Here is a 2,516-nt window from a genome sequence, read left to right as displayed (position 1 = left end):
GCGGTTACAACCTCAAGTCGATCTCCTAGAACATACTGTTGATTCAAAAATCATCTGTTTGTTGAGACCAGAACAAACGCCTATGCGGACAAAGCCGACCTTCGCTGCAGTGCGGTAATCTAGGTCAACATCAAGCCATTGCTGACGCGGAGGGCTCTTCGGTATGAAAGTTTATTACTCTCCCACAGCCAGGCCGTTTCCATAACCGACCTCATATCTCGACGTGCCAGTACTGTCGCCTGCTGAAAGAGACGGCTCGGGAATTTTGGCAGGTGGTCTAAGTGGATATTGCTCCTGAAACTGACATGATGCTGTGAACAGGAGATGAGTATGACAAGACGCCCCCGACGCAATCACAGCCCGGCCTTCAAGGCGATAGTGGCACTTGCAGCGATCCGCGGCGAGAAGACTTTGAGCGAGCTTCCGCTGTTGAGTTTATCGAAGACCACATGGATTTGGCTGCAGTTTAGGCAAGTAGACCCTGAAATCAACTTTGCAAAAGAGCCTCTCAACATCTATCAAGTCCAAACAATTCGATTGTGGCGCTTGAATTACTTGTCATGTGGATAGTTGTATCGCTGCCATAAACATCATCCTGAGAAAGTGCGTAGGCTCTTCCATTCAAACCGAGTTGATGTAAAATTCTGGCATAATAAAAAATTGGAAAATCATTTGTGCTGTTGCCGTTGCCATCTCCCATGTAATATTGCGCTGGTTTAGTCCATATCTGCTTTGTAGGATCATTCCATGGTGGATTTTGCGGATCAAAGGGGGAAGGAACATTTTGAAGATGCATCACACCGCGACAGATGGAAACCATGATTGACAAACAGACAGGATCTTGCTGCCAGTGGTTTGCAGCTTCTGACCCAGCAACATTTCCCAACAGAAGGTAACCCCAATTAATATATTGGGGATCAACTCCGGTAACGTTTGCATAATTGGCGAATATGTTTGATTCATTTAATTGGGTCACGGGCTTAGGAAGGGTCTGGACAGAATAAGGCTGTGTACAAGACTCATCTGTCCATAAACTAACGACGTCGCTCCTGCTTGAAACTTTCCCGAAATATGGCGTATCACCTGTATTGTAGTGGTCTTTGCCAAAGAACCAGAATTTTCGATTTTGAACAAAACAATGTTTGGCGATGTAATCATTAAGAAATTGAGCGTAACGTAGGGCCCAAAGCTTCTGTTCATCTGAATTGCTACCCCAGTCCCCATACATCATGCTTTTAGGTGACAGCACGCGCAATACTTCTTTGCTATCGTTAGTCATGAAAGTTTTTTTCATGATATCAGTATTGCCAATCTGTTGACTTTGCGGTGGGTTAGGGAGTTTTCCAAGTGCCGTAATAACTGCTGAACGCTTTTGATTAAACCCATAGCTAACTGACGACTGCGATTTGATGTCTATTCCAGAAATAACATAGGAAATACCGTAGAAATCAACCGACGTGCTATTGATATATGTACCTGATCCAACGCTGAATTCAATTTTATCGAAGAGGGTCTTATTCGATTTGTCGGACATCGGTCCAATATAATTAAAAGGTTGGAAATTATCATAAATCGAAAAGTAAATTCTTCCGCTCGTGACATCGGGGATATTTATTGCTGATTTGATCTTATCCAAAGTGGTAACAGCTGAGGGATTATTAGGGTCCAGTTGCCAAGTACTTTTGTCGCCGAAATCAAACTGATTAGTAGTAAAATTATAATTTCCGATCTTTTTACTGTCGTTAGGATCTTGCCCGACGATACATACATGTACTTCGGAACTCTGCGCACCGGAATTCGGGTTATTTGTAATCGTCAATGCCAAGTTACTCATACGACTTTCCGCAATGATAGCGGCCTTTCCTAACGCTGATAATTTAATTACTTAATTTGTATCAGGGACAACTATCTGCTCGACAGTTCAAAATATTTAAATTAAATCTTTAAAGAGCCCTAATGAATACTATTAAGATACAATAGATATTGAAATCACACTCCCGCAAAATATGGCTAGAATATAAGTGCAAGATTTGGAAACCTTGCTTTGGATAATGAAAAATTTCCTGACTGATTTTTTAGGGTCCAGACTCATAACCAGTAACAGATGACTACCACGAGGCAGAGCGCGGACAGGAAGTTCTGGGCTTTTCGATGATACCGTCTTGCAGTCCTGCGGAAGTCTTTGATCCTGCAAAACATGCGTTCAATGACATTGCGAACCTTGTAAAGGACTGGCGAGAAACAGTTTTTCATTTTCTATTGGCTTTGGGTGGGATTTTTTTTGAAACTGCACACAATCAGAAATAGCAAGGCCAAAAAACGATGCGGCCCCAACACTACGGCGAATGGGAGCCTTGGCCACACAGCAACATGCTGCGTCAGCGAAAGCTGAGTGGCTGAGGAACGTCCGCTATGGGCTCAAAGAACCCCAATGTGCTCTCACCACAATGAGCGCGTGGATCTTATAGGCTTTATCAAGTTTCATTTTTCGAGAAAATTCTTTCAACTATAGATAG

At 43.0% G+C, this 2,516-nt stretch carries 2 protein-coding genes; both read right to left on the bottom strand.

From position 1 onward, the window contains the following. Positions 1-508: 508 nt before the first annotated feature. Positions 509-1,834 carry a beta-1,3-glucanase family protein gene (locus BMZ51_RS23470; protein WP_068010295.1) on the bottom strand — a complete coding sequence of 442 codons (1,326 nt, stop codon included), beginning with the start codon at positions 1,832-1,834 and terminating at the stop codon, positions 509-511. Positions 1,835-2,088: 254 nt separating this feature from the next. Further along, positions 2,089-2,253 (bottom strand): transposase, encoded by a 165-nt coding sequence (locus tag BMZ51_RS23465; protein ID WP_082825728.1) that lies wholly within the window; start codon positions 2,251-2,253, stop codon positions 2,089-2,091. Positions 2,254-2,516 lie beyond the last annotated feature (263 nt).

Source organism: Pseudovibrio axinellae (genome assembly GCF_900110875.1).
Taxonomy (GTDB): Bacteria; Pseudomonadota; Alphaproteobacteria; order Rhizobiales; family Stappiaceae; genus Pseudovibrio; species Pseudovibrio axinellae.
This window is presented reverse-complemented; position numbering and strand designations above follow the sequence as displayed.